Annotated in this window: 25 protein-coding genes; 17 read left to right on the top strand and 8 right to left on the bottom strand. The window is 66.9% G+C overall.

The features are described from left to right. Positions 1 to 223: 223 nt before the first annotated feature. The 5 genes from BTH_RS10115 to BTH_RS10095 are packed head-to-tail and all read left to right on the top strand — an operon-like array spanning position 224 to position 5,067. Positions 224 to 1,432 (top strand): glycosyltransferase family 9 protein, encoded by a 1,209-nt coding sequence (locus BTH_RS10115; protein ID WP_011401452.1) that lies wholly within the window; start codon positions 224 to 226, stop codon positions 1,430 to 1,432. Then, a complete protein-coding gene (locus BTH_RS10110) occupies positions 1,362 to 2,393 on the top strand; it encodes a glycosyltransferase family 9 protein (RefSeq protein ID WP_009908017.1) in 1,032 nt (343 codons plus the stop codon). Before BTH_RS10115 ends, BTH_RS10110 begins: the two co-directional genes overlap by 71 nt. After that, complete coding sequence (locus BTH_RS10105) at positions 2,386 to 2,955, top strand: DapH/DapD/GlmU-related protein (protein WP_009893889.1); 570 nt, start codon at positions 2,386 to 2,388, stop codon at positions 2,953 to 2,955. The genes BTH_RS10110 and BTH_RS10105 overlap by 8 nt, the downstream gene beginning before the upstream one ends. Positions 2,956 to 2,967: 12 nt before the next feature. Next, a complete protein-coding gene (locus BTH_RS10100; RefSeq protein WP_011401450.1) occupies positions 2,968 to 4,014 on the top strand; it encodes a glycosyltransferase family 2 protein in 1,047 nt (348 codons plus the stop codon). Positions 4,015 to 4,017: 3 nt separating this feature from the next. Continuing rightward, the gene (locus BTH_RS10095) at positions 4,018 to 5,067 is read left to right on the top strand and encodes a hypothetical protein (RefSeq protein ID WP_011401449.1); all 1,050 of its coding nucleotides are present in this window, start codon (positions 4,018 to 4,020) and stop codon (positions 5,065 to 5,067) included. Between the two features lie 260 nt (positions 5,068 to 5,327). On the opposite strand, the gene BTH_RS10090 is transcribed toward BTH_RS10095, so the two are convergent. From BTH_RS10090 to BTH_RS10075, 5 genes are all read right to left on the bottom strand, one after another. Further along, on the bottom strand, positions 5,328 to 6,281 hold the full coding sequence (locus BTH_RS10090; RefSeq protein ID WP_009893887.1) for a hypothetical protein: 954 nt from the start codon (positions 6,279 to 6,281) through the stop codon (positions 5,328 to 5,330). A gap of 58 nt (positions 6,282 to 6,339) precedes the next feature. After that, positions 6,340 to 6,462 (bottom strand): hypothetical protein, encoded by a 123-nt coding sequence (locus BTH_RS35465; RefSeq protein WP_009893885.1) that lies wholly within the window; start codon positions 6,460 to 6,462, stop codon positions 6,340 to 6,342. A gap of 434 nt (positions 6,463 to 6,896) precedes the next feature. Continuing rightward, a complete protein-coding gene (locus BTH_RS35100; RefSeq protein ID WP_226791113.1) occupies positions 6,897 to 7,037 on the bottom strand; it encodes an integrase core domain-containing protein in 141 nt (46 codons plus the stop codon). Further along, positions 7,016 to 7,231 (bottom strand): ClbS/DfsB family four-helix bundle protein, encoded by a 216-nt coding sequence (locus tag BTH_RS35095; RefSeq protein ID WP_011401448.1) that lies wholly within the window; start codon positions 7,229 to 7,231, stop codon positions 7,016 to 7,018. Before BTH_RS35095 ends, BTH_RS35100 begins: the two co-directional genes overlap by 22 nt. 86 nt (positions 7,232 to 7,317) lie before the next feature. Beyond that, the gene (locus tag BTH_RS10075; RefSeq protein WP_009893881.1) at positions 7,318 to 8,217 is read right to left on the bottom strand and encodes a LysR family transcriptional regulator; all 900 of its coding nucleotides are present in this window, start codon (positions 8,215 to 8,217) and stop codon (positions 7,318 to 7,320) included. Between the two features lie 129 nt (positions 8,218 to 8,346). Between BTH_RS10075 and BTH_RS10070 the strand changes: the two genes are divergently transcribed. Beyond that, positions 8,347 to 9,072 carry a pirin family protein gene (locus BTH_RS10070; RefSeq protein WP_009893880.1) on the top strand — a complete coding sequence of 242 codons (726 nt, stop codon included), beginning with the start codon at positions 8,347 to 8,349 and terminating at the stop codon, positions 9,070 to 9,072. Positions 9,073 to 9,423: 351 nt separating this feature from the next. Next, positions 9,424 to 10,053 (top strand): NAD-dependent dehydratase, encoded by a 630-nt coding sequence (locus BTH_RS10065; protein ID WP_009893878.1) that lies wholly within the window; start codon positions 9,424 to 9,426, stop codon positions 10,051 to 10,053. A 378-nt stretch (positions 10,054 to 10,431) separates the two neighbouring features. On the opposite strand, the gene BTH_RS10060 is transcribed toward BTH_RS10065, so the two are convergent. Beyond that, positions 10,432 to 11,766 carry a PLP-dependent aminotransferase family protein gene (locus tag BTH_RS10060; RefSeq protein WP_009893876.1) on the bottom strand — a complete coding sequence of 445 codons (1,335 nt, stop codon included), beginning with the start codon at positions 11,764 to 11,766 and terminating at the stop codon, positions 10,432 to 10,434. A gap of 85 nt (positions 11,767 to 11,851) precedes the next feature. Here BTH_RS10060 and BTH_RS10055 point away from each other — a divergent pair, with 85 nt between their 5' ends. Then, complete coding sequence (locus BTH_RS10055) at positions 11,852 to 12,472, top strand: DJ-1/PfpI family protein (protein ID WP_009893875.1); 621 nt, start codon at positions 11,852 to 11,854, stop codon at positions 12,470 to 12,472. Positions 12,473 to 12,784: 312 nt separating this feature from the next. On the opposite strand, the gene BTH_RS10050 is transcribed toward BTH_RS10055, so the two are convergent. After that, positions 12,785 to 13,906, bottom strand: a complete 1,122-nt coding sequence (locus BTH_RS10050; protein ID WP_011401445.1) for a serine hydrolase — start codon at positions 13,904 to 13,906, stop codon at positions 12,785 to 12,787. A gap of 1,068 nt (positions 13,907 to 14,974) precedes the next feature. On the opposite strand from BTH_RS10050, the gene polX reads away from it, so the two are divergent. The 9 genes from polX (at position 14,975) to BTH_RS10000 (ending at position 24,695) form a co-directional block, all read left to right on the top strand. Further along, positions 14,975 to 16,819: a DNA polymerase/3'-5' exonuclease PolX gene (polX, locus tag BTH_RS10040; protein ID WP_009893871.1), complete on the top strand. Its 1,845-nt coding sequence runs from the start codon at positions 14,975 to 14,977 to the stop codon at positions 16,817 to 16,819. 266 nt (positions 16,820 to 17,085) lie between these two features. Beyond that, positions 17,086 to 17,487 carry a hypothetical protein gene (locus BTH_RS35620; protein WP_009893870.1) on the top strand — a complete coding sequence of 134 codons (402 nt, stop codon included), beginning with the start codon at positions 17,086 to 17,088 and terminating at the stop codon, positions 17,485 to 17,487. Positions 17,488 to 17,580: 93 nt separating this feature from the next. Then, positions 17,581 to 17,880, top strand: a complete 300-nt coding sequence (locus tag BTH_RS10030) for a hypothetical protein (RefSeq protein WP_009893869.1) — start codon at positions 17,581 to 17,583, stop codon at positions 17,878 to 17,880. Then, on the top strand, positions 17,877 to 19,487 hold the full coding sequence (locus BTH_RS10025; RefSeq protein ID WP_009893868.1) for a TolC family protein: 1,611 nt from the start codon (positions 17,877 to 17,879) through the stop codon (positions 19,485 to 19,487). Before BTH_RS10030 ends, BTH_RS10025 begins: the two co-directional genes overlap by 4 nt. Continuing rightward, positions 19,484 to 20,785 (top strand): copper oxidase, encoded by a 1,302-nt coding sequence (locus tag BTH_RS10020; RefSeq protein WP_009893867.1) that lies wholly within the window; start codon positions 19,484 to 19,486, stop codon positions 20,783 to 20,785. The genes BTH_RS10025 and BTH_RS10020 overlap by 4 nt, the downstream gene beginning before the upstream one ends. 95 nt (positions 20,786 to 20,880) lie before the next feature. Continuing rightward, on the top strand, positions 20,881 to 21,228 hold the full coding sequence (locus BTH_RS10015; protein ID WP_009893866.1) for a copper-binding protein: 348 nt from the start codon (positions 20,881 to 20,883) through the stop codon (positions 21,226 to 21,228). Between the two features lie 50 nt (positions 21,229 to 21,278). Continuing rightward, positions 21,279 to 21,665, top strand: a complete 387-nt coding sequence (copC, locus tag BTH_RS10010; RefSeq protein ID WP_009908009.1) for a copper homeostasis periplasmic binding protein CopC — start codon at positions 21,279 to 21,281, stop codon at positions 21,663 to 21,665. Next, positions 21,665 to 22,612, top strand: coding sequence for a copper resistance D family protein (locus tag BTH_RS10005; RefSeq protein ID WP_009893864.1), 948 nt, complete (start codon positions 21,665 to 21,667; stop codon positions 22,610 to 22,612). Before copC ends, BTH_RS10005 begins: the two co-directional genes overlap by 1 nt. A gap of 277 nt (positions 22,613 to 22,889) precedes the next feature. Continuing rightward, positions 22,890 to 24,695 (top strand): methyl-accepting chemotaxis protein, encoded by a 1,806-nt coding sequence (locus BTH_RS10000; RefSeq protein ID WP_025404205.1) that lies wholly within the window; start codon positions 22,890 to 22,892, stop codon positions 24,693 to 24,695. 177 nt (positions 24,696 to 24,872) lie between these two features. Here BTH_RS10000 and BTH_RS09995 read toward each other — a convergent pair whose 3' ends face one another. Beyond that, a complete protein-coding gene (locus BTH_RS09995) occupies positions 24,873 to 26,165 on the bottom strand; it encodes an NAD(P)/FAD-dependent oxidoreductase (protein WP_009893862.1) in 1,293 nt (430 codons plus the stop codon). Between the last annotated feature and the right edge of the window lie 6 nt (positions 26,166 to 26,171).

Here is a 26,171-nt window from a genome sequence, read left to right as displayed (position 1 = left end):
AGGAAATTTTCTGAAATCGATATCGATTGGCGCTGCTTTTCAATAAATGCGATTTCATCGAATGTTTCGATATCCTGAATTATAAGAAAAAAAGTTGGTTGGATTGCATGGATTGTGTCGGTTTGAATGGATGTGATTTTTGCCAGGCATATTTTCGGAAAACGAACGATGGACGCGTCGCCGGTGATCGGCGGTGTGGCGGCATCTCGCGCGCGGCGAACTCATGAAAATACTGTTCATCAAGCTCTCTGCATTGGGCGACGTGCTGGCCAGCACGCCGCTGTTCGCCTCGACGAAGGCCGAGCATCCGGACTGGTTCGTCGGGCACGTGGTAGCACGTCCCTATGCCGATGCGACGAGAAACAATGCGCATGTCGATGCGCAATTCGTTGTCGATTCACCTCTTTCGAAAGGGCTGGCGGAGAAGATCGGCGTGGCGGTGGGAATATGGCGCTACGTGCTGCGCGAGCGATACGACATCGCGGTTGTGCTGCATCGGAGTTTTGTACTACAACTCATATGTCGTCTCGCGTTGGTCAAGAAAGTCGTCGGATACGAGGGGCCGTTCAGCTTCATATTGAATCACTCCATTCCGTTTTCGATGCGGGGAAATCGAAGCAATCTGGAGCTGCGTTTACTGAAATCGGCGGGAATCATTCGCGACGAAAAGAAGAAGTTGAGGTTCGACATCGACTTCGGCAACGTGGACCCGAGCCGGCTGCGCGCATTGCCGGATGCGTTCATCGCCGTCAATGCCGGCGGCGGTAATGCGGATGCGCACGCCGCCAACAAGCTGTGGCCCGCCGAGCATTACGGCGCATTGATCAAGCAGTTGCCGTTGCCGGCCGTGATGCTCGGTCATGGCGCGGCGGACGAGCGCATCAGGGATCGGGTCGCGGCGACGGGGGCGACGTTCGTCGACCTGATCGGCAAGACGAATCTCGATGAAACGGCTGTCGTCCTGAGGCGCTCGAGCCTGTACGTGGGCAACGACAGCGCGCTGTTGTATCTGGCGGCATCGCTCGGCGTGACGACGATCGGAATCTACGGGCCTACCGATCCCGCTGCGTTCAGTCCGTTGGGCGCGAACAATCTGTGGCTGAGTGGCAAGACGTCCTGTGCACCGTGCTATTCGTCTTTCGACGGGATTGGCGGGCGCATGTACACGTGCGCGGACAACATTTGCATGAAGGCCGTTACGGTCGAATCCGTCAGCGAGAGAATCCATGCAGCCCTCCATCAAGATCAGAATCTACAAGTGGCTGGACCGGATGTTGTCGGATCTGGTCAGGGTGGTGCCGCATCCGAAGCGGGCGATCGGGCGAGGGCCCACGCGCGTGCTGGTCATCAAGCTGTCGGCGATGGGGGATTCGCTGTGCCTGTTTCCCGCCGTCCGCCAGTTGGCGCTCGCGTTTCCGGACGCGACGATTGACTGGCTGACGTCCAACCGTTCGAACCCCGCGCTGTTCGCCGAGCTGCCGTTCATTCGCACGATCTTCGTCACGCCGCCGTCGCTCGTGCGCGCGCTGACGTATCTGGCCGGGTGGCTCTTCAAGGCGCGCCGCTACGATCTCACGATCGATTACGACCAGTACTACTGCATCTCCGAGCTCATCGCGGGCATGTCGGCGTGCAGCGCGGGCTTCAGGACATCGCTCAAGGGCACGACGTTCTCGCTGAGCGTCGAATACGAGCCGTTGCTCAACGAGAAGGCGATGTTCCGCAAGCTGACCGAGCGGGTCTTCGCGGCGTATGGCGTCTCGATTCCCGATTACCGGGCGGACCTGCCGGAATTGATCGAGCGATTCGCTCCGAGCGAGCCATTGCGGGCGTTGCGCACGCAACTGAAACAGCAGGGCAAGCCGATCATCGGCATCTATCCCGGTTCGGGGGCGAACGCGGCGTTCAGGCGCTGGGGTGTCGGCAATTACGTGTCGCTGATCGAGCGTTGCAAGGATCGATACGCGTTCGTGCTCCTCGGCGGCCCGGACGAGCGCGAACTGCAGGCGGATCTGAAGGATATCGAAGGTGTGTGCAACCTGATCGATTCGATGTCTCTGAAAGAGGTCGCATGGTTTCTGAAGCATACGATCGACCTGCTCGTCGGCAATGACGGCGGATTGCTTCACGTCGCCGAGAGTCAGGCGGTGGCGACCGTGGGGATATTCGGGCCCGCGCTCTACAGGAAATGGGGATCGTCGCTCGAGCGTTCGATCGGCGTCGAAAAGGAACTGCCGTGCCGGCCGTGTCTGAAGAACTATCTCGGTACCGTGCCGTCGACATGCTGCCTAGGCACCACCGCATGTCTGACCGCCATTTCGACCGACGACGTCGCGCAGGCGATGCATCGGGCCGTCCATCGGATACATGTCGTGCCGGGCGTTCATGCTTGAGCGCCTGTTCTTCCTGTTGCATCGAGCCGGCCGCGTGGCCCGCGCCGGGATGTGGCGCATCGCCGGGCAACCCGCGTTTGCGCGCAGGGGACGCGCGAGCAAGATCTTCGGCTGGCGCGCGATCCGCGTCGGCAAGGGCGCGACGATCGGCGACGCGTGCTGGATTCAGGCCGTCGAGCGCTACGGCGCGCAATCGTTTCGGCCGAGCATCTCGATCGGCGATGACGTGCATCTGTCGGACGCGGTGCATATCAGCGCGGTGTCATCGATAGAAATCGGGAACGGCTGCCTGTTGGGAAGCCGAATCTACATCGGCGATCATGCGCACGGCGATTCGGCGGATGACGCACATCTTTCCGTGCCGCCCGCGAGGCGTCCGCTCGCGCGCGTCGAGCCAATCCGGATCGGGGACGATTGCTGGATCTGCGATGGCGCCGTCATTCTCGCGGGCACGCGTCTCGCGCCGGGGTGCATTGTCGCCGCGAACGCCGTGGTCCGGCTGACGGCCGACGTCGCATGCGTGATCGCCGGCAATCCGGCGACGATCGTCAAACGACTATAGGGAGCGCGGACCTTGCCGATCACGATTACCGTTGGCGTCCCCGCCTATTCCAGGCCGGCCGAGTTGCGAGAACTGATCGAGTCCGTGCTTGCTTGCGAGCCGCCGCCGGACGAACTGCTGATTTGCGAGGACGCGTCGCCGGAGCGGGAGGTGATTCGGCGGATCGTTGGTGCGCAGCGCGATGCGCTGGCGCGTAGAGGCTGCCGGCTGCGATACGTCGAGAACGAGCGCAATCTCGGCTACGACGGCAACCTGCGGATGCTGATCGCGCAGGCCTCGGGCGACTATCTGATGCTGCTCGGCAACGACGATCAGCTCTATGCGGATGCGATCGCCGAAACGAGGCGTTATGCCGGTGCACATCCCGATGTCCGCTTCATTTCGCGCACGTATCGCCGCTTCAGCGGCCATCGCGATCGGGGCGTGCTGAACGAGACTTGGCTCGCGAAATCGGACACGGTGTTTCATCGCGATAATTCGTCGCCGCGCCTGATCTTTCGTCTGTGCGGATTCGTCGGCGGGCTCGTCGTCAACACCGAATGGGCGCGCGATCTCGCGACGAGCCGATACGACGGCTCGCTCTATTACCAGTACCACCTCGCGTGCCACGCGTATTTCGGCGCGGGAATCGGGTATATCGGCAAGGCGATCGTCGCCGGACGCGCGGAGAATCCGCCGCTGTTCGGCCACGCGGCGGCCGAGGCGGGCATTCATCTGCCGGGCGCATACCGGCCGGCTGCGCGCGCGCGCATGTGGCGCGGCGTGCTCGACATTTCCGCCGACGTCGAACGCGCGCTGGGCGTGCCGCTTGTCGACGCCGTCATGCGCGAGATGGCCGGCCGCCAGTCGTTTCATGTCTTCGAGATGATGCCGGCGCAGGGCCGGCGCGCGACGCTCGAGCTGTTCGTCGAGCTGAGAAAGCTCGGTCTCGTGCGCAGTCCGCTGCCGTGGCTGCTGGCATCGTTCGTCCTGACGTTCGGGGCCGCCGCCGCGTGGGGGTTCAGGATGCTCCGCCGTCTTCAGTTCGCGGTGGAGCGCAGCCTTCGGATCAAGTGCTGAATCATGTTCTTCTTCTACGTTCTGTTTCTCATCTTCTATTGGTCGCCGGCGATCGTTCTGCAGTGGGGAACCTATGGCATGTTCGACGATGCGGTGCCGATGTGGTACAAGGCGTTGCGCCTGATCGTGCCCGCCTGCGGGCTCGTCGCGCTCGCCAGGCAACCGTACTACACGCCCGCGCATCTGCTCTATTTCGTATTCGGCGCGTGGTGCATTCTCGTGTCGGGCGATCTTGCCACCAGCGTCAACGTTCTGGTGTTCTGCGCGACGCTCGTCATCGCGAAGGGCGTTCAAATCGAAGCCGCGGCGCTTCGCCGGATCATCGCGATCGCGTTGCCGTTCGTCTATGGTACGGGCTTGCTCGAAGTGTTCGGCGTGTTCGTGTCCGCGCATACGTATGGAAGCGAGCTGCGCGTCGTGTCGACGTTCGGCGGCCCCAACAACGCCGGCATCATTTTCTCGTCCTGGGCGCTGTATTTCATCGTCGAATTCCGCCACGCGCGCAGGCTTGCGGATCTGGGCCATGCGATCGCGTGCGTGAGCTTCGTGGTGCTGACGGGATCGCTCAGCGCCGCGGTTGCGCTGGCCGCCTGCGCGTTCCTGCTGAACGGGTATTTGATCGTGCCGGCCGTGCTCGTCGTCGTGCCGACCTTCCTGATCAACGATTTCTTCATGCTGAAGCTGTCGTACCTGATGGCGATCTTGAACGGGCAAGGCCAGACGACAGGATCGTTTTCGGATCGCATCGAGAATGTCGCGATGATCGCGCGCGTTGCCGGTGAGAACGTCATGAATCTGGTGATCGGCAGCGGCCTGCATTCGGAGAGCGACTATTTGTCCGTGCTCGGGCAGTTCGGCGTGGTGGGATTGGTCCTCTTCGTCTGCGTGCTGCTCACGTTGCCGCGGAATTTGTTCATGCTGCTCGGGCTGCTGCAATCGCTCGTCACGCCGTTCTTTTTCTCGTTTCCGAGTTTCCCGTTGATCGCGTTGCTGGCAGCCGGCGAAGTGGCGGCTCAAGCGCGAAAACGGGCCGCGGCGCTGGCGACGGGATGACGCCTCGTCATCCGATCGTCGCGCGGTGTGCCGGAAGGACGCCGGATGTCGCCCCGCCGTGCCGGCGCATAGGCAGGGGCGTGCGCGACGCGGCACGACGCGGCGATTCGCTTTGAAGGCTGCGGGGCGCTAACGTGGCGCGGCCTGACGTGGCGTGGCCGAATGTGCTCGGCCGGTGCGCCGGCATCGGCCGGCGCGCTTGCGTACGGCAACCGGCGGACAACCGATCGCACTCGCACTCGCGCGCCGCGCGGGCGGCATCACACCGTGAATGCGCGATCGAACACGATCCTGTCGTCGAACGCCAGCGTTCCCTTGGCGAAGATCAGATCGAGGTGATGGCTGCCCTGTTCGCCGCCGCCGAGACCGAGATGCAGGCCCGGGTGCCGCTCCTCGAAGCCGGCGTTGCGGCCGTACAGCCCCTTGATTCCGAGGTTCGTGCCGATGCCGAATTCCTCGATCCGGCGATGGTTCGCATGCCGCTCCAGATACGACGTGAAATCGTGGCGGAAGCCCGGATGGTCGCTGTCGAAGCCGACGATCGCGCTGCCCTCGATGTGCAGCGTCGCAAGCCGCTCGACGACCTTGTATTTGACGGCGAACGGGATGGTGCTGAGAAACGTCCCGCTGAACACGATCGAGCCGCGCAGATCGGTGACGTGCGTCGCGATCTCTCCGGGCACGACGTCGAGGTTGCCCATGCCGTCGACGCTCGTCCATTTCCGAGCCGGTTTGAGCGACCCCGTCAGCAGGTTGCCGGCCTCGTCGACGAAGCGGACCTGCGACGCGCGCTCGGCGGCGTCGATCAGGCGGGCGTTGCGCGCGGCGATGTCGTCGAGCGATTCCGAGAAGGCTTCGTCGAGATGCGGGCCGTAGTCCTTGAACAGCACCGACTTGCCCCAGTGCTCGACGATCGCGGGCCGGATGGCGGAAAGGAACGGCGGGCCGCTCGGCGATGGCGTGGGCAGGCACGACGAGTCGTACAGCAGGACGAACAGATCGGAGCGGCCGATCGCCGCGATGATGTCGGCGGGCGCCGTGCTTTCGAGGCAGAGGGGGGTGGCGTCGAGCGATTCGGGCAGCTCGGAAAACGCTTGCAATGCGATGTCACGGTTGGCTGCGTCGTATCCGACCAGCAGATTTCCCGTGTTTCCGCGCGCGAGCTTGTCGCGCAGGGCGGGGTGAAAGCCGAGTGCGCGGTGCAGGTTCTGCATGCATGTCTCCGGAGGCGGCGGAAGGGCGCGAGCCCTTCCACCAGATCGAATGGCCCGCTTAAACCGGCCAGAGCGCGGTGCCGAACGGCACCACAGCATCCTCGACCATCATGTCGACGGCTTCCGCATGCGTGTCTTCCTGCATCCAGGCGAGCAAATCGATTTGCTGATTTTCCTGCATGTCAATTCTCCAGGTGTTGTGAACACGAGTTATTCAACATGGAAACATGGCGGCTCGGCCGCCGCTGCTTGTGCGGCATTTATTGTCAATGCCTTACAAGTGCATTCGATATTACTTGTCGATTTTATCGAATGCAATTGTCGATATTGTTTTTACCTGGCGCGTACTAAACACGGAGGAATTAACGGTAGTACGCTGAGATAATTCGGAAATAGTTACTGGAATTGATGTGTGTGAAACGGTTTCGGTTCTTAAATATTGGGAAATGGCATGGTGGAAATGCCGATGGTTTCGGATGCTGAATTGAGTTTTCAAATAATTTCGATTATTGGAATTTGAGGAAACATGGTGGTGCATGCTGTTCGAGGGCGGAGAGGGCGAGTGCGCGCCGGGTCCGGCGGGCGGATGTAATGACTCAGCGAACCCTGCGCAGATTAAGCGCTTAAAGCGAACGTCTCAGCCGGGGTGTTCATCTTCAGCGCCTGGTGGGGCCGTCGATGGTTGTAGATCCGAATCCCGTCGGCGATCACGCGGCCGGCATGCTGCAGGGTTTCTAAGCGGTGGTGTCGCACCATTTCGGCACGAGCCGGTTGCGGCCGATCAGATTGGCCGGCCGATCCGCCACGCTGATCCGCGCGCCCTGTGAATGGCCTTCGAGGGCCGCGTCGCGCGCGCGTTTGGCCGGCACGTCGGCGAGATCCGCCGCCAGTTTCCGGTAGGCGGTGCGGATCGCATCCAGCAGTTCCTGCTTGGTTTGCGGCGCAGCCATGCCGTGTTAACTCCGCGCGCTGTTCGGTGCGGGTGACGTATCGGTGCATGGATGCGTCGACCGACGATCGCGCGTCCGGCTCGCGATCATCGTCCCGGCGCGGCGAAGCCCTGGCGCAACCGCTCTTCGATGAAGCCGAGAAACGCCCGGCATGTCGCCATGTCCTGCCGGTGCTGCGGATACACGGCGCTGACGGGCAGCGGAGATTGCGCGAACGGTTCGAGCACGGTCACGAGCAGGCCCGCGTCCAGCGCGGCCGCGACGATGAAGTGCGGCAGTAGCGCGATGCCGAGCCCGGCGATGGCCGCGTCGCGGATCACGTCGCCGTTGTTCGCGAGCAGCGCGCCTTGCACTTCGAACGTGCGGCGCGCGCCGCCGATCGTGAATTCCCAGCCGGTGCGGCCTTCCTGGCCGTACAGCAGGCACGCGTGGCCATGTAGATCGGCGGGCGTCGCGGGCGCGCGATGCTTGCGCCGATAGGCGGGGCTGCAGCACGCGACCATCCGCAGTTCGCCGAGACGCCGCGCGATCAGCGTCGAATCGGGCAGCGCGCCGATGCGCAGCGCGAGATCGAAACCCTCGCCGATCAGATCGACGTGGCGATCGCTGAGGTCGACATGGAGCCGCACGGCCGGATGCCGGACGAGAAACTCGGCGATCAGCGGCGACAGGTATGCGATGCCGAACGACATCGGCGCGCTGATCTTCAGCGTTCCACGCAGGTCGCCGTGGCGCGCGGACATTGCCTCCTCGGTTTCCGCGACGTCGGCGAGGATGCGCGTCGCGCGCCTGTAGAACTCGTGGCCGAGGTCCGTCACCGCGAGCTTGCGCGTGTTGCGCACGAGCAGCCTGACGCCGAGCGACGCCTCGAGCGCCATCACGCGCCGGCTGACGAACTGCTTCGACAGCAGGAGTTTGTCGGCCGCGCCCGTGAAGCTGCCCGCTTCCACGGTCGTGACGAAGATTCGGAGATCGTCGAACTGCATGATTGTCCACTTGGGTGAGACAGTAATTATCTTCCTGTTTATATATGTATCAAAATAGTTGACGTAAGCTGCTCGTATCGATTGACGAGGCGCGCAACCCGCAGCGCCCGAGACGAAACGGAGGTCATCATGATTGAAGTCAGAGCAGCCAATCAACGCGGCCGCGCCGAGCACGGCTGGCTCAGCTCGCGGCACACGTTCTCGTTCGCCGAATACTACGATCCGGCGCAAGTCGGCTTCTCGGATCTGCTCGTGATCAACGACGATCGCGTCGCGCCGGGCCGAGGCTTCGGCATGCATCCGCACCGCGACATGGAGATCCTGTCGTATGTGCTCGAAGGCGCGCTCGAGCATCGCGACACGATGGGCACGGGCTCGGTGATCGTGCCGGGCGACGTACAGTTGATGAGCGCGGGCAAGGGAATCGCGCACAGCGAATTCAACCATTCAGCGACCGAACCCGTGCATTTCCTGCAGATCTGGATCGGGCCGTCGGTGCGGGGCGTCGAGCCGCGCTATCAACAGGCGCGCGTGAGCGACGGCGAAAAGCGCGGGCGGTTGCGTCTCATCGCGTCGCCCGAAGGGCAGGACGGTTCGGTGAAGATCCGGCAGGATGCGCGCGTCTACGCGGGCCTCTTCGACGGCGATGCGAGCGAGCGGTTCGCGCTGCCGCCGCAGCGCTTCGCGTATGTGCATGTCGCGCGCGGATCCGTGACGGTCAACGGCGTCGAACTGCATGAGGGCGACGGCGCGCGGATTCGCGACGAACATGCGCTGCAGATCGCGGGCGGCAAGCAGGCGGAGGTGCTGCTGTTCGATCTGCGGCCGATCGAAGTCACCGCCGAATGGGCGTGACATAAGGCGTGCGGGCGCTAGGACGGGCTTCGGCAGCCGGCGGGCCGAGTGGGTTGGGCCCGGCATCGGCGCGTGATGGATGCGAGCCGTCGCCCGCCGTTCGCGCCGAATCGCCGCGCGCGGCCGATATCCCGTATCCTGCACGCGAGGCGTCGACTGTCCGGGCTGCAGCCGGCGCGCGTACCCGGGGCGATCGCACGGGTTGTCCCGTCGGGTACGCGATTCGACGATTCGATCAACGAAACCGCGTGCATTCGCGACGCCGGGGCGTGGGCCGCCCCGGCGGCGTCACTCGCCGGACGGCGCAGCCGCCGTCGACGCCAACGCACGCTACGCACCGAGGCATTCACGATGAAACTGCTGCTCGTCGGATCGACGGGGCTCGTCGGCCGTCACGTGCTGGGCCTGGCGCTCGCCGATCCGCGCGTCGACGGCGTGACGGCGCTCGCGCGCCGCGCGCTGCCCGCGCATCCGAAGCTGCGCGCGCTGCCAGTCGATTTCGATCGCCTGCCCGACGACGCGCCGTGGTGGCGCGCCGACGCGGCGATCTGCACGCTCGGCACGACGATGCGCGCGGCCGGTTCCCAGCCCGCGTTCCGGCGCGTCGATCACGACTATCCGCTCGCGGTCGCGCGCATCGCCCGGCGGCACGGCACGCCGACTTACGTGCTCAATTCGGCGCTCGGCGCGGACCCGTCGTCGCGATTTTTCTATCACCGCGTGAAGGGCGAACTGGAGCGGGATCTGGCCGGCCTCGGGTTCGCGTCGTTCACCGCGGTGCGGCCGGGCCTGATCGGCGGGCGCCGGGACGAATTCCGCGCGGGCGAGCGGGCGGCGGTGCTCGCGTTGACGCTGTTCGGACCGCTGTTGCCGCGCGGCTGGCGGCTGAACCCGGCGGCGCGGATCGCCCGCGCGTTGCTCGACGCGGCGCTGAATCCCGCGCCGGGCTCGCATGTGATCGCGTCCGATCGGCTGACCTGATCGCGCGCGGCGGTTCGAGCGCCGCCGGCGAGGAAGACAGGGGAACGCTCTCCTTGCGCGTGCGAAGCGGCGCACGCGCCCGCCGTTCGACAGCGGGCGGTGGCGCACGCGTTTCGCGTCGTCCGACCGATCGACCGGCGATCATCGTCGCGGAATCGTTCTCCGATGCCAGCGGGGCCGCGCGGCTGCGCTTCGGTGGCGCATGCGCGGAAGGGGACGATGAGTGCGCGGCGCGCGCGCTCGACGCGTGCAGGCGGCGAGGCGTCGGCGCGGGTCATGCGCGTTGCGCCGCGGCGCACGCGGCATCGCGCCGAAGGCTCGCGGCGCATGACGGGACGCGATTTCGTCGATATGCGCGCCGCTCCACACGCAAGCCGATCAATACGAATACGCGTCTGCCGCCCGTCTGACCTTGCCCAGCGCATCGCGCAGCGTTTCCAGATCGACGGACCCGAGCGCGACGCGGATCGCGTGCGGCACGTGCGCGGACGTCGCGAACGGCTCGGCGGTCGACACGGCTACCCGCTCGCGCATCAGCGCCATCGCGACCCGGTCGGCGCGCGCATCTTCGGCGAGCGGCAGCCACACGAAATACGACGCCGGGTGGCGGACGCAGCGCAGCCCCGCGAACGCAACGGTCGCGATCGCCTGACGCGCCGCCGCGTCGCGGCGCTTGTCCGCCTCGAGGCGCGCGACCGTTCCGTCGTCGAGCCAGCCGCAGGCGATCGCCGTCATCACGCCGGGCGTGTTCCATGTCGTGCCCCGGACCGCGCGCTCGATCGCCGGCAGCCATTGCTCGGGCGCCGCGACGAAGCCGACGCGCAGCCCGGTCGCGACGTTCTTCGACAGCCCGGACACGTAGACCGTCGCCTCCGGCGCGAGCGCGGCGATCGGCGCGGGCGGATCGTCGGCGAGGAATGCATACGCGCCGTCCTCGATGATCAGCAGCCCGTGGCGGCGCGCGATCGCGACGAGCCGGCGCCGACGGTGCGCGCTCATCACCCAGCCGAGCGGATTGTGCAGCGTCGGCATCGTGTACACGGCGCGCACGCGCCGCGTTTTGCAGAGGCGCTCGAGCGCGTCGAGATCGGGGCCCTGGCCGGACGCCGGAATCGGCGCGAGCTCGAGACGCTGCGCATCGGCGACGACCTTGAAGCCCGGATAAGTGAGTGCGTCGACGGCGACGACATCGCCGGGCTGCAGCAGCGCCATCGCGGTGACGGCGAGCCCGTGCTGCGCGCCGCTGACGATCGCCACGCGCGGCGCATCGGTCGACAGCCCGCGGCACGCGAGGTGGCGGGCGACCGATGCGCGCTCGTGCCACCGTCCGCCGTGCGGCTGATAGCGCAGTAGCGCGTCGAGGTCGCCCGACGACGCAAGCTGCCGCAGCGCGCCTCGCAGCAGTTCGGCCTGCTCGGGCAGCGACGGGTAGTTGAACGCGAGATCGACGACGCCGGCGGCGCTCGCGTGCTGGTCGATGCCGAGCCCGCGCGGCAGCGCGGTTTCCCGCACGAACGTGCCGCGGCCGGTTTCGCCGCTCACGAGCCCCATCGCCCCGAGCTCCGCATAGACGCGCGTCGCGGTGACGAGCGCGAGGCCCTCGGCGGCCGCGAGCTCGCGATGCGTCGGCAGACGCGTGCCGGGCGGCAGGCGGCCCGAGCGGATGTCGGCGGCGAGCGTGTCGACGAGGCGTTTGTAGCGGGCGCGGGCCATGCCGATGTATCCATGACAATTATTTGATTGTCATGATTCTCGGACATACGATGTGCCGGTGCAATCGACCCATGACGGAGACGACGTGACGCATATCGCCATTCTGACTTTCGAAGGCTTCAACGAGCTCGATTCGCTGATCGCGCTCGGCATGCTCAACTGTGTGAGGAAGCCGGGCTGGCGGGTGTCGATCGCGAGCCCGACGCCGCGCGTGTGCTCGATGAACGGCGTCGTGATCGACGCGCAGGCGTCGCTGCGCTGCGCGAACGGCGCCGACGCGGTGCTCGTCGGCAGCGGCATGCGCACGCGCGAAGTCGTGGCCGACGCCGCGCTGCTCGCGCAACTGCGGCTCGATGCGTCGCGGCAGTTGCTGGGCGCGCAGTGCTCGGGCACGCTCGTGCTCGCGAAGCTCGGACTGCTCGACGGCGTGCCGGCGTGCACCGATCTCACGACGAAGCCGTGGGTGCAGGAGGCCGGCATTAACGTGCTGAACCGGCCGTTCTTCGCGAACGGCAACGTCGCGACGGCGGGCGGCTGCCTCGCGTCGCATTATCTGGCTGCATGGGTCATCGCGCGTCTCGATGGGCTGGAAGCGGCGGAGCGCGCATTGCATTACGTCGCGCCCGTCGGCGAGAAAGAGGCTTACGTGTCGCGGGCGATCGCGCATGTCGCGCCGCATCTGTCCGCTTCGGCAACGGCTGCGTGAGCGAACGGCGGCGGCGGAGGGCGCACAGAAGCGTCGGCGTGCGGCATGCTGCGTGTCCGGCGGCTTGATTCGGAGCCGGCGCCGGTTCGGGATGACGCCGGCATTCCCGCTCGGCGAGCAAGAGGTAGCGCGTGAAGTGCCGCCGGCGCCCGGCCGGCGTCGGTCTCGGTCAGCCCGGGCTCAGGCCCGGTGCGATCCGGCGCCCTGCGCGAAACGGCATCGTCGCCCGGCGCCGGTTGTCGATCCGCGTCGCCGGCGAGCGAACGCCGCCGCCGAAGGTGAGCGCCGCTGCCGAATCCGGCGCGCGTCGCATCAATTGGCGCTCGCCGCCGAATTCGCTTCCGTCATGCGCGCGCCGCTCGACGTCAGCATCGTGCGCAGCCGGGCGGCGTCGAAGAAGTCGGAGTGCCGCCCGGCCGAATCGAGCAGCACCATCACGACGTCACGCCCGCCGATCGTCGTCTGCATCACGAGGCAAATGCCGGACTCCTTGATATAGCCCGTCTTCTGAATGCCGATGTCCCACGCGTCGTCGTGCAGCAGGATGTTCGTGCTGTGGTAATAGAGCGTGCGCAGGCCCGTGTCGACATCGTATTTCAGATCGGTCGAATACTCGCGGATCAACGGATACTGGTAAGCGGCCTCGACCATCTTCACGAGATCGCGCGCGGTCGACACGTTGTGTTTGGACAGCCCGGTCGGATTCTCGAAATATGTATCGACCATGCCGAGCGATCGCGCCTTTCGGTTCATCGCGGCGACGAACGCTTCGCGCCCGCCCGGATAGTAGCGTGACAGCGCCGCCGCCGCGCGATTCTCGGATGCCATCAGCGCGATGTGAAGCATGTCGTCGCGGCTGAGCGTCGAGCCGATCGCGAGGCGCGAGCCCGTGAACTTGTCCAGATCGCGATCGTCGTCGGTCACTTCGATCGGCTCGTCCAGCGGCGCCTTCGAGTCGAGCACGACCATCGCGGTCATCAGTTTCGTTACCGACGCGATCGGCACGACCTCTTGCGAATTGCGGTCGAACAGCGTTTCGCCGGTGTGCTGGTCAACCATGTAGACGATGTTCGACCGGAGTCCGAACGGTTGCGACGTGTCGCGCGGCTCGAATGCGCGGCCGCTGAACGGCGCGCGCGGCGAGAACGTCACGCGGCGCATGCCGCCGGCGAGCCGGTAGCGGCCGGCCCTCATGTGGCGCGTGGCGAGCGCATGCCGCACGAGCGACGCGTGCCCCGGCCGCGGATGAAAACTGACGGTGCGAATCGACGCATACGCGGCGGGATGCCGCTTCGCCACGGGGGATTTCGCTTGCGCGTCGAACGTCGGGACGGCGAGTGCGGATGCGAGGACGACTGGCAACACCGTCCGTTTCGACGTACGAAGTACGAATCCGCACATCGCTTTCAATGAGGAAAACGGTGTCGCTTTCATGGCGCCCCTATTATCGGATGCCGGCTTTGGAACGATTATAGTAACGGCCTATTACGTTAGCAATTACAAAGACATAGGGAATATTCCTCATCCAGATTGTTCAATTTGAAACGACCGTTTTGCATTCCTATTGAATGACGAAATTCATGTCGCGAGCGGCCGCGCCGCGACGGTTGGCTCGGGTATCGCGTTCGGGCAATCCGCACAACCGCGCAGGCGATTCGGCGCGCGCGGACCGGCGCGCAAACGCCGTTGACGTTCGCCGTGGTTCAAAAAAGGAGCGACAAGAAACGGCGCGCGACGGAGCACGGAGCGAGCGCGCCGGTCTTGTCGGCAACTCCGGAGCGACGGAATCGGACAGAGCGAATCACGGCGTCGGCGAGCGGCGCGAAAGCGCGTGCCGGCTCATGCCGATTCCGCATTTCCATGCCGCATGCAGACCGTCATGTCGCGCCGGTCGATTCGTCGCGTGGGGCGTCGCGGCCCAGGCGGGCGGCCGATTCGGCTGAGCGAAATGACGGTGGTCGGGTCGCATCGGTCGCAGCCGTTTCCGCGAGCGTGAACGCGCTTGCGTCGTTCCGGTTCGTTCGGCTCGATTGGCTCGATTCGGCGACGTTTCGTGCGCATCGCGCACCGAGGATCTCCGTGGGCTTCGCGCACGGCCTGCTCGCGATCGCCGCGCTCGGCCCGTTTCGCGCTGGAATCGATCCCGCCCGGCGACCGGCGTTCGCGCGCCGTTTCCCTTGTCCGTTCGCCGGCGTGTGCGCGGGCTGCGAACGCGCACGCGCCATGCGACGCTGTGCCGATTGATCCAACGCAACGGTGGCTGCCGCGCGCGGTCTATGCTGGTCTTGTCGTGCCGGGCGTCGAGCGCGCGCAGCGTGATGCCGGGAGCCGGCACGCGCGGCCGCCGGCGTCCGCGCACGGCCGCAACGGGCGTCGCCGCCTAGGATGAAAGCGTGCGATGCACGCGCGCGGCGGCGTGTCGGGCCGATGCGGGCCGATTCGGGCCATTGGGCCGTTGGGCCGCGCCGCGTGCGCCGCCGTCTATAAGACGCGAGGTCGACCATGCCGATCCACAACGCCGATTTCGCGGCGATCTTCGCGGAGATCGCCGACTTGCTGGAGATTCAGGGGGCCAATCCGTTTCGCGTGCGCGCGTACCGCAACGCGGCGCGCACGGTCGGCGGACTCGGCCGCGACATCGGCGAAATGATCGCCGATGGCAGGAACCTCGACGATATCCCGACGATCGGCGCCGATCTGGCCGGCAAGCTGCGCGAGATCGCGACAACCGGCTCCTGCGAGCTGCAGCAGCAACTGCGCCGCGAACTGCCGCCCGCGATCGTCGAGCTGCTCGGCGTGCCTGGGCTCGGCGCGAAGCGCGTGCGCGCGCTGCACGACGCGCTGCGTGTCGAGACGCTCGAGCAACTGAAGGAAGCGGCCGAGAAAGGCAAGATTCGCGGGCTGCCCGGCTTCGGCGAGAAAACCGAGGCGCACATCGCGGAGGCGATCGGCGCGAGGCTGCGGCGCAAGTCGCAGCGATTCCTGCTGTCGTTCGCGACGCAATACCTGACGCCGCTCCTCACATACCTGCGCGAGACGCCGGGCGTGTCCGAGGCGGTCGCGGCGGGCAGCTTCCGCAGGCGGCGCGAGACCGTCGGCGATCTCGACATCGTCGTTGCGTCGGGCGATCCGGCGAAGGTGTCGGCGCGCTTCGTCGAGTACGACGAAGTCGCGCGCGTGCTCGCGAGCGGCGACACGCGTTCGAGCATCGTGCTTCGCTGCGGCATTCAGGTCGATCTGCGCGTCGTGTCGCCGGTGTCGCTCGGCGCGGCGCTCGTTTATTTCACCGGATCGAAGGCGCACAACATCGCGATGCGGCGCATCGCGCAGGCGCACAACCTGAAGATCAACGAATACGGCGTGTTCGACGGCGAGCGGCGCATCGCCGGCGCGACCGAGGAATCGGTCTACGCGTCGATCGATCTCGCATGGGTGCCGCCCGAGCTGCGCGAGAACCAGGGCGAGATCGAAGCCGCGCGCGAGGGCCGGCTGCCGACGCTCGTCGAGCGCAAGCATTTGCGCGGCGATCTGCATGCGCACACGAACGCGACCGACGGGCGCGACAGCCTGCAAGACATGGCGCTCGAAGCGCGCAAGCGCGGCCTCGACTATCTGGCGATCACCGATCATTCACGCCGGCTCGGCGTCGCGCACGGTCTCGACGCGGATCGTCTCGCCCGGCAAATCGACGAGATCGACCGGCTGAACGAGGCGCTCGATGGCGTCGTGCTCCTGAAGGGGATCGAGGTCGACATCCTCGAGGACGGCAGCCTGGATCTGCCCGACAGCGTGCTCGCGCGGCTCGATCTCGTGGTCGGCGCGGTTCACGGCCATTTCGAACTGTCGCGCGCCGCGCAGACGGAGCGCGTGCTGCGCGCGATGGACCATCCGTATTTCACGATCCTCGCGCATCCGTCGGGGCGGCTGCTCGGCGAGCGCGACGCATACGACATCGATCTCGCCCGCGTGATCGAGCATGCGCGCGCTCGCGGCTGCCATCTGGAACTCAACGCGCAGCCGCAACGGCTGGATCTCGCCGACACCTGGTGCCGGCGTGCGGCCGAGGCCGGCGTGCTCGTGTCGATCGATTCGGACGCGCATCGTCGCGAGGATCTGGGCTATCTCGGCATCGGCGTCGATCAGGCGCGGCGCGGCTGGCTGACGAAGGAGCAGGTGCTCAACACGCGCACGCTCGCGCAGTTGCGGCCGTTGCTCGCGCAGACGATGGGCGGCGCGGCGGCGCCGGCGAGCGCCTCGCGAAAGCGCTCGCCCGGCAAGCGTGCGACGTCGGACGGTGCCGAAGGCGATGCGCATCGCACGAAGAAGGGACGGCGCGCGGCACTCTGAATGCGATGCGGCGTCGCCGCCGCTATCGAGCGGTTGCCGTGCGTTTCCAGTCGTTCTCGTTCGCTCGCCGTCATTTTCTTGCCGCTTTCGGGGATCACGTGACGCGCGGCGCGGGGGCGGGCGAAGGTCGGCATCCGTCGGCGACGCCGATGCCGCGTTCTTCCGAGCGCCCGCCCGGCATACGCGGCGGCGCGTGCCGCCCGATTTCATTTCGAACTGCAGAAAGCCCTTATCGTCGCCGTTGCCGCATGTTAGACTCCGCCCCTATGTCATATTGGCGCAAGCTCTTCGTTATCGTGCTGTTGGTCCTGAGCCTTCCGGTTCAGGCGCTGGCGGCCGTCTCGATGAATTGCGAACTCGCGCGCGCCGATGGCGGCGGCGCGCCTGCCCGCCATCTGCAGCAAGCCGCGGCGGAAAACGGCCACGGCGCGCACGACATGAACTTCGCCGCCGACGATCACCGGCATCCCGAGCCGCGCGGCGCGCATCACGCGCATGCGTGCGCGACGTGCATATCGTGCTGCATCGGCGCGGGCCTGCCGGCCGGCTCCACCGTGGCGGCGTCGTTCGACGCGCCGCGCATCGCTCTATCCCTTCCTCGCGACGCCCGTGCGGTGTCGTTCCTGACGGGCGGCATCGAACGGCCGCCTCGAATCGCTCTCGTCTGATCCTTCGGGTCGCGGCGCATTCGCCGCGATACGCACATTCGTCCTGACGGCGCGCACGCGCGCCGCCGGGACGCCTGACGACGAGACAATTTCATGCGAAAGATTTCCGCAGCGCTGCTCGGCGCGTCGGCGGCATGGCCGGCGCTCGTGCACGCGACGACGACGTTCGCCGATCCGGCGGATGCCGCGGCTTCGGTGCCCGCGTTCGTGGCGCCGTCCGCGCTCGACGATTACCGACGCTACCGCGACGAAGATGGGCCGACCTGGCAGCAATTGAACCGCGAGGTCGCGCAGCGGCCGCGCAAGCCGGCCGCGACACCCGCGCCGACGGGCGACGGCGGGGCCGCCGGGCATGGCGGCCACGGCGCGATGCACGGGGACGCCGAACAATGAAGACGCGCTTCGTTTCCCTCCGGATCTGCGCGGCGGCGGCAGTGCTCGCGTTCGCCGCGGGCTGCACGACGTTTTCGCGGGACGGCGGCTTCGGCGCCGTGTCGACCGTGGCCACCGAGCGGCTCGGCAAGGACGCGGTGCAGGTGAAGACCGACGCCGATCGCGACGCGCTCGCGCGCCGCACGCAGGCGCTGCTGTCGAAGCCGCTCGGCATCGACGACGCGGTCCAGATCGCATTGCTGAACAACCGCGGCCTGCAGGCTTCGTACGCGGAACTCGGCCTGTCCGAGGCCGATCTCGTGCAGGCGGGGCGGCTGCCGAATCCGGGCTTCACGTTCAGCCGCACGCGTTCGAGCAATGATCTGAGCATCGGCCGGACGTTTTCGATGAACGTCCTGAGCATCCTGACGCTGCCGCTCGCGACGAAGATCGAGGGCCGGCGCTTCGAGCAGACGAAGCTCGAGACCGCCGACGCGATGCTGAAGGTCGCGGCCGACGCGCGCCGCGCCTACGTCGAAGCGGTCGCGGCCGCGCAGGCGGCGACTTACGCGGAGCAGGTGAAGGATTCGGCGGACGCCGGCGCGGAGCTCGCGCGCCGGATGCGGCGGGCCGGCAACTTCAGCCGGCTCGACTATGCGCGCGAGCAGGCGTTCTACGCGGACGCCGTCGCGCAACTCGCGAACGCGCGGCTACGCGCGCTCGCCGCGCGCGAAAAGCTCACGCGCGCGATGGGCCTATGGGGCGCGTCGACCGGATACAAGCTGCCCGACCGCCTGCCCGAACTGCCCGCCGAACGGCCGCGGCTAGACGACGTCGAGCGCTACGCGATGGACCATCGCCTCGACATCCGGGCGGCGAAGCTGAGGACGCAGGGCGTTGCGAAGTCGCTCGGCCTCACTCAGGCGACGCGCTTCGTCAACGCGCTCGAAGTCGGCTACCTCGACAACTACGAGACCGACAAGGGGCGCGAGCACGGCTACGAGATCAGCGTCGAGATTCCGCTGTTCGACTGGGGCGGCGCGAAGGTCGCGCGGGCGAAGGCGACTTACCTGCAGTCGGCGAACCGGCTCGCGCAGACGGCGATCGACGCGCGCTCCGAGGTGCGCGAGTCGTACGCGGCTTACGTGACGCGCTACGACATCGCGAAGCACTATCGCGACGAGGTCGTGCCGCTGCGCAAGACGATCTCCGACGAGATGCTGCTGCGCTACAACGGGATGCTCGTCAGTGTGTTCGAGCTGCTGGCCGATGCGCGCGATCAGGTCGGCGCGGTGAACGGCTATCTCGATGCGCTGAAGGACTACTGGCTCGCGCAGGCCGATCTGCAGCAGGCAATGGGCGGGCGCCTGCCGCGCAGCGGGCCGGCGGCGGGCGAGCCGCAAGCGGCCGTGCCGGCGTCGGCATCGGCGTCGGCCTCGGCCGCTGCCGACGCGTCCGTGGTGTCCGCCGCATCGGCGTCGCCGGCCGCATCCGCGCCGGCGGGCGCTTCCGCAGCCGCTTCCACGGACACATCGCCCGCCGCGATCGCGGCCAAAGTCCCCACACACGCTCACGGGCCCGCTCCCGCTTCCTCGCCCGCGTCATTCACGAATTCGGAAGGTCAATGAAGATGGTGTCACGTCGAACTTTTCTCGGCGGCTCCGGCGCCGCGCTGCTCGGCGCGGCGCTCGTCAGCAAGGCCGGCGCCGCGTCGCTGCCCGAAGCGCCGACGATGGCGAAGGCCGCGACGCAGCCGCCCCTCGCGCCGCCGAACGGCCGCCCGTATACGCCCGTCGTCACGCTGAACGGCTGGACGCTGCCGTGGCGGATGAAGAACGGCTGGAAGGAATTCCACCTGATCGCCGAGCCCGTCGTGCGGGAGCTCGCGCCGGGGATGAACGCGAATCTGTGGGGCTACAACGGCCAGTCGCCGGGGCCGACGATCGAGGCGGTCGAGGGCGACAAGGTCCGCATCTTCGTCACGAACAGGTTGCCCGAGCATACGACCGTCCATTGGCATGGAATGCTGTTGCCGTGCGGGATGGATGGCGTCGGCGGCCTCACGCAGCCGCATATTCCGCCCGGCAAGACGTTCGTCTACGAGTTCCAGCTCGAGAAGGCCGGCACGTTCATGTACCACCCGCATGCGGACGAGATGGTGCAGATGGCGATGGGCATGATGGGCACGTTCATCGTGCATCCGAAAGATCGCGGCGCGATGCCCGTCGATCGCGACTTCGTGTTCCTGATGTCCGCGTACGACATCGATCCCGGCAGCTTCACGCCGCGCGTCAACGAGATGACGGACTTCAACATGTGGACGTGGAACGCGCGCGTGTTTCCCGGCATCGATCCGCTTCCGGTGCGCGCCGGCGACCGCGTGCGGATTCGCTTCGGGAACCTGACGATGACCAATCATCCGATTCATCTGCATGGCTACGCATTCGAAGTGGCGGGCACCGACGGCGGCTGGATTCCGCCCGCCGCGCGCTGGCCCGAAGTGACGGTCGATGTCGCGGTCGGCCAGATGCGCGCGATCGAGTTCGCCGCGAATCGTCCGGGCGACTGGGCGTTCCATTGCCACAAGTCGCACCACACGATGAATGCGATGGGCCATCAGGTGCCGAACCTGATCGGCGTGCCGCAGCAGGATCTCGCGAAGCGGATCAACGAGCTCGTGCCCGACTACATGGCGATGGGCAGCACGGGCGGCGCGATGGGAACCATGGAGATGCCGCTGCCCGAGAACACGCTGCCGATGATGACGGGCACGGGGCCGTTCGGCCCGCTCGAGATGGGCGGCATGTTCACGGTCGTGAAGGTGAGGCAGGGCCTCGGCCGCAACGATTATCGGGACCCGGGCTGGTTCAGGCATCCGCGGGGAACCGTCGCGTACGAATACACCGGCGAGCTGCCGGAAAGCTGAGGCCTGGAAAGCCGAGGCCGCATAACAAACGAGTTTCACCGGACCGGACGGCGGCGTCCGGTCCGTTTTCCCACCCCAACGTAGGAGATGACACGATGAACAACGTATTGGCGACGATCGCAATCGGATTCGCGCTTGCCGTTTCGAATGCCGCGCAAGCGGCGGGCGAGATGGGCGGAATGGACATGCAGGGCGGCGCGCAGCAGGCGGGCGCGGCGCATGCGGGCATGTCGCACGGCGAAGTGAAGAAGGTCGACGCGGCCGCGGGCAAGCTGACGATCAAGCATGGTCCGCTCGAGAACCTCGGGATGGATGCGATGACGATGGTCTTCAAGGTCAAGGACCCGGCGATGCTCTCGCAAGTGAAGGCGGGCGACAAGATCGATTTCGTCGCCGACGAGGTGGACGGCGCGCTCACAGTCGTTAAGCTGATCAAGCAATGACAGCCGGCGTCGCGCATCGCATCGTTCATGATTATTCAGGATCGCAAACCATGAAGAGAATCGCTCATCCGCAGTTGGGCCGGCTCGCTGCGCTCGCCGCCGCCGCGACCGTCCTCGCCTCGGCGCCCGTTGCCGCGTTCGCGCACGGCAAGCTGGAAAGTGCCGCGCCCGCGGCCGGCAGCACGGTCGACACCGCGCCCGACGCGCTGCGTCTCACGTTCAACGAAAGCCTCGAAACGGCGTTCAGCACGGTGAAGATCGCCGATGCGGGCGGCGTGCCCGTCGCGGCGCAGAAGGCGAAGGTCGACGCGGCGAACCCGCGCGTGCTGACGGTTGCCGTGCCGAAGCTCGCGTCCGGCGCATACACCGTGCAGTGGACGGTGATGACGGCCGACGCGCACAAGACCAAGGGCTCCTACGCGTTCAAGGTGAAGTGATGAACGACGGTTTCCTCGGCATGTTGCGGTTGGCGGGCGTCACGCTGCAGAGCGTCGGCTTCGCGGTCGTCGTCGGCGCGCTGCTCGGCGATCAGTGGCTCGCGCGCGCCGCGTCGCCGTGGCAGGCGCGGGTCAGCCGCCGGTTGATTCGCGCGCAGCGGCTCGCGGCGCTCGGCATGTTGCTGTCGAGCATGCTCGCGTTCTGGGTGCATTGCGCGCTGATGAGCGAATCGTCGCTGTGGGACGCGTGGCCCGCCGTCCGCTCGATGCTTGCGGGAACCGGCTATGGCCACGCGTGGCTCGCCGGCGCGGTGCTGATGCTCGCCGTCGTCGGGCTGTCGCTGCTGAGGTCCGGCGGCGACACGCGCTTTCCGTTCGCGCTGTGGCTCGCGCTCTCGGGCGTGGCGCTCGCGCGCAGCAACGGCGGGCATCCGGTCGATGCGGGGCTGTTCAGCGTGCCGGTGTGGATCGACTGGCTGCATCTGCTCGCGATCAGCGCGTGGGTCGGGCTCGTGATCGTCGCGACGTATGTCGTCGTGCCACGGCTCGCCGATGCGCGCGGCGGGGAGCGGCGCAACGGCGCGGCGTTCGTGCAGTCGCTTTCCGATGCGGCGACGTTCGCGCTCGTCGTGCTGTTCAGCACGGGCGCGTACAACGGCTGGCGGGGCGTCGGCGCGTCGGCGAACCTGTTCGGCTCCGCGTACGGGCAGGTGCTGCTGCTGAAGCTCGCGCTCGTCGTGCTTGCTGCGGCGCTTGGCGGACACAATCGCTTCTTCGAGATGCCGGCGCTGCTCGCGGCGTTCAAGTCGCCATCGCCGAACGCGCACGCATTCGTCCGATCATTGCGGCGCTTCGGCGTCGTGCTGCAGGTCGAATCGCTCGTGTTGCTGGGCGTGATCGCGGCGGCCGCGGTGCTCGCATCGAGCCCGCTGCCGGGCACGTTCTGAACGAGGCGAATCCGCAGACGAAACCGTGGTCGCGGCATGCAGGTTGTCGCCGATCATCGATCGGAAATCGATTCGTCGTGCAGCACTTCAGATGACGCTCATGCGTGCCGTATACCGGGCTAACGGTGTCGGATGGCAATACGAAGCGCGCGTTCGAACCATACAAATGCATGACGAACGCACGATCAATTTTCATATGATTGGCTTGCGTCATCGAACGCGCCTTCGTGATGCCGAGAATCGAGCCGTCCACCCCACAGTTACCTGCGTCTGCACCATGAAACTCTTTTCCGACATGAAGATCGGCGCGCGGCTGATCGTGCTGATCCTCGCCGCGCTCGTTGCGCTGTGCGCCATCACCGGATTCGGCATCTACGAAAGCCGCCGCGTCTATACGGCCGCCAGCTATTCGACGGTCAACACCGTGCCGAGCTTCGTCGTGCTCGACGATGCGCAGCACGCGTTCGATTCGATGCTGCTGCTCGTGAATCAGCACGTGTTCTCGACGAACGCGGATCAGACGAAGGATCTCGAACAGAAGATCGCGCAGGAGCGGCGCAATGTCGACAGCCAGTTCTCGAAGTACGAGCAGCTTCTGTCCAGCGACAAGGACAAGGATTTGCTCGCGGCGGATCGCGCGCTGATGAGCCAGCTCGACGCGGTGCGCGACAACGTGCTCGCGCTGTCGCGCGACGGCAAGAAACAGGAGGCCGGCGAACTGATGGGCACGCGGATGACCGAACTCGCGCAGCAACTGAACACGGCGCTCGCCGCGCACCGCGCGTTCAACGTCGATCTCGGACGGGCGGGCTCGAATGAAGCGAAGGACATCATCGATCGCGCCGTGACGCTCGAGGTGTCGGCGGCCGCAGTCGTGCTCGCGGTCGTGCTGTGGCTCGGCGTGCTGATCTCGCGCTCGATCACGAAACCGATGGGCGACGCGGTGAGGTTCGCGCGCACCGTCGCCGACGGCGACCTGACGACGCATATCGACGCGACGTCGAAAGACGAGACGGGGCAATTGCTGAAGGCCCTCGGCGACATGAACGACAGCCTGAAGCGCATCGTCGAGCGCGTGCGGATGGGCAGCGATGCGGTGGCAACCGCGTCCGGGCAGATCGCGGCGGGCAACCTCGATCTGTCGTCGCGCACCGAAGAGCAGGCGGCGTCGCTGCAGGAGACCGCGTCGAGCATGGAAGAGCTCACGTCGACCGTTCGGCAGAACGCGGAGAACGCGCAGCAGGCGAGCGGGCTCGCGTCGAATGCATCGGACGTCGCGCTGCGCGGCAGCACGGTCGTCGGTCAGGTCGTCGATACGATGAACGACATCAGCGAGCGTTCGTCGAAGATCGCGGAGATCATCGGCATCATCGAAGGCATCGCGTTCCAGACCAATATCCTCGCATTGAACGCGGCCGTCGAGGCAGCGCGCGCGGGCGAGCAGGGCCGAGGCTTCGCGGTCGTCGCGGGCGAGGTGCGCGGGCTCGCGCAGCGTTCGTCGAGCGCGGCGAAGGAGATCAAGGAACTGATTAGCGCGTCGGTGCAGAAGATTCGAGACGGGTCCGCGCTTGCCGGCGAAGCGGGCAAGACGATGACCGAGGTCACGCAGGCGGTCGCGCGCGTGACCGACATCATGGGCGAGATCGCGGCGGCGTCGGCCGAGCAGAGCCGCGGCATCGAGCAGGTCAATCTCGCGATCACGCAGATGGACGAAGTCACGCAGCAGAACGCCGCGCTCGTCGAGGAGGCGGCCGCCGCGTCGCATTCGCTCGAGGAGCAGGGGCGCGAGCTGAAGCAGGCGGTCTCGTTCTTCCGGCTCGATGGCATGGCGACCGATCGGGTGACCGATCTGGCGGCGGACCTGGCGACGCCGCAGCGTCGAGCCGCGCCGCCGGCGCACGCGGCGGTGAAGACGTCCGCGACACGGGCCGTGCATACGCCGCATACGCCGCCTGCGGCGCGCGCGCTCGACGCCGGGAAGCCGGTTGCGTCCGCGGCCGTTGCCGCGGCGCCCGCGCCTGCGGCACCGGCACCGCGCGTGACGGCGGCGGCGGATGCGAACGCGGACTGGGAAACGTTCTGATCGCCGGATGACGACGGGCGATCGCCGCGCAACGCCGGCGATCGACGCATTCGTACGGGTTCCAGAACGTTGGCGCGTCGCGCGCCGTATCGCGCGGGCGCTGGGCATGCAGGTGGCGCTCCGGGCGATACCCGCGCGCGCCGCGCGTCGGCCGGCGTGTGTGCGATTGCCGACGCGTCACAGAAGATCGCGCAGCCGATACCACGCCATCGCGAGCACGAGCGCCGGCATCCTGAGCGCCGCGCCGCCCGGAAAATCGCGATGGCGGATCTTGCCGAACACGTCGAAGCGCGCGGACTGTCCGTCGATCGCCTCGGCGATCAGCTTGCCCGCGAGCCCCGTCGTGTTCACGCCGTGCCCGGAGAACCCCTGCGCGAAATAGACGGTCGGCGACAGCCGGCCGAAGTGCGGCGCGCGGTTCATCGTGATGTCGACGAAGCCGCCCCATGCATAGTCGACCGTCACGTCGGCGAGCTGCGGGAACGTCTTCAGCATGTCGCGGCGCATCGCGCCGGCGAGATCGCGCGGTTCGCGCGTCGAATAGCTGACCTTGCCGCCCCATAGCAGGCGCGTGTCGGGCGCGGGGCGGAAGTAGTCGAGCGCGAAGCGGCTGTCGCAGACCGCCGCCCGCGCGGGCATCAGCGCGCGCGCGCGGGCTTCGCCGAGCGGCTCGGTCGCGATCACGTAGGTGCCCACCGGCATGATCTTGCGCGACAGCGCGGGCGCGAGCGCGCCGAGGAACGCGTTGCACGCGAGCACGACGAACTTCGCGCGGACCGCGCCGCGCGCGGTTGACACGACGTGCCCGCCGGCTTCGTTCGCGATGCGCGTGACGGCGCTGTCCTCGTAGATGCGCGCGCCGTTTTCGACGGCCGCGCGCGCGAGGCCGAGCGTGTAGTTCAACGGATGCAGGTGGCCGCTGTCCGGATCGAAGAGCCCGCCGAGATAGCGGCTCGATTGCACGTATTGCGCGAGCGCGTCGCGCTCGACGTAGTGCAAGCGCCCGTAGCCGAAGCGGCGCGCGGCCTCGTCGCGCGAGCGGCGCAGCGCATCGACGTCGCGAGGCTTGTTCGCGGCGGTCAGATAGCCGGGCACGAACGCGCAGTCGATCGCATGCTTCGCAATCCTCTCCTTGACGATCGCGAGCGTCTCGAGCCCCATGTCCCAGATCAACCGGATTTCGGCGGCGTTCAGATGCGGTTCGAACGCGTCGATTCCGCATGCGAAGCCGCCGATCAACTGGCCGCCGTTGCGCCCGCTCGCCGCCCATCCGACCTTCGACGCCTCGACGACAGCGACCGAATGGCCGCGCTCGGCGAGATTGAGCGCGGCCGACACGCCGGTCAGCCCCGCGCCGATCACGCAGACGTCGGCGTCGATCGTGCCTTCCAGCGGCGGATGGCGGGTGGTGTCGTTGACGGTGGCCGCGTAGTACGACGCGGCGTGCGGTTGGTTAATGAACTTGAGCATGACTGA

It is taken from the genome of Burkholderia thailandensis E264 (assembly GCF_000012365.1).
Taxonomy (GTDB): Bacteria; Pseudomonadota; Gammaproteobacteria; order Burkholderiales; family Burkholderiaceae; genus Burkholderia; species Burkholderia thailandensis.
This window is presented reverse-complemented; position numbering and strand designations above follow the sequence as displayed.